General features: G+C 39.2%; 1 protein-coding gene. It reads left to right on the top strand.

The features are described from left to right. Positions 1 to 378, top strand: a 378-nt coding sequence (locus SB689_RS22650; RefSeq protein ID WP_410694325.1) for a DNA-processing protein DprA, incomplete at both ends; no start/stop codon positions are given.

Below are 378 nucleotides of genomic sequence, written 5' to 3'. Positions count from 1 at the left end.
GTAGGTTCCAGGAAGGTCTCTGACCTAGGCGTGAGAAGAGCAAGGAAAATTTCAAAATTCTTAGTTGAAAACAACATTACGGTAGTAAGTGGACTGGCAGAAGGAGTTGATGCAACAGCGCACAAAACAGCTATAGAATTAGGTGGTCATACCATTGCAGTAATTGGAACTCCACTTGATAAATATTTTCCTGCTGCCAATAAAAATCTTCAGGGTATCATTGCAAAAGACCATCTTTTGATTTCACAATTTCCTGTAGGATATCCTACTACCAATAAGGATTTTCCAATTAGAAACCGTACTATGGCCCTTATAAGTGATGCTACCATAATCATTGAAGCCAATGAAAAAAGTGGAACCAGACATCAGGGATGGGAA

Origin of the sequence: Chryseobacterium sp. SIMBA_038 (genome assembly GCF_046535115.1) — a bacterium.
GTDB lineage: Bacteria > Bacteroidota > Bacteroidia > Flavobacteriales > Weeksellaceae > Chryseobacterium.
This window is presented reverse-complemented; position numbering and strand designations above follow the sequence as displayed.